The organism is Aeromonas popoffii (genome assembly GCF_000820025.1).
In the GTDB taxonomy this organism is placed as follows: domain Bacteria; phylum Pseudomonadota; class Gammaproteobacteria; order Enterobacterales; family Aeromonadaceae; genus Aeromonas; species Aeromonas popoffii.
The window spans coordinates 1,257-1,952 of sequence record NZ_CDBI01000040.1; the positions used below are offsets into that span (position 1 = coordinate 1,257).

Here is a 696-nt window from a genome sequence, read left to right on the forward strand (position 1 = left end):
CCCCCACCAGGGCGGCGAGACCGACTCAAGCCGGGGTGGCAACAGGGGACCGATATAACGGATCACCCCCTCAAGCTCCGGCCGATCATATTCAAAACCAGCGCAGGAGAGCTGCAGAAACGCATCCGGCGCCGTCACCATCACATCGGTGAAGGGAGCCCCCAGCGCCGGTGCCCCAGCCTCGGCCAAGGCGGTATCGAAGCTCTGCTGCACGTCGGCCTGCAGTCGCCGGGTCTGCTCATCCAGCCACGGCAGCTCGCCAAGGGAGCGGCGCAGCTCGGGGGCGATGCGCGGGCCGTAGAAGATGGCGTCCGGGCTCGAGAAAGAGACCGGGTTCACCCCCAGCATCAGGATGGGAAGGCGCTGGCTGCGCGTCTGCTGCAACAACGGCAAAACGCCGTAGAAGCCGTTCTCCACCAGCAGCAGATCCACCTCCTCTTCAGCGATCAGCGCCCGCAACCGGCTGTCGTGCTGCGGGATGGGCGCGGCGAAGAAGCGCTTTAGCGCCAGCGCCATCTGGGCAGTACCGCTCAACTCGGCTCGCTCGGGGAAGTGCTGCTCCAGCGCCCGATAGTCAAAATCCGCCTCGGGAGCGAAGGGCACAAATTCAGCGCCGCTCTGCCGGATCCCTTTTTCGAACAGGGCCCCACACAGCATCAGCACCCTGTGCCCCTCCCCCACCAGCAGGCGGGCCAC

The 696-nt window shown here is 66.2% G+C and carries 1 pseudogene; it reads right to left on the reverse strand.

Features of this window, described 5'->3' with window-relative positions:
* Positions 1 to 696 (reverse strand): annotated as a pseudogene (locus BN1129_RS07680) (glycosyltransferase); the annotation flags it as partial.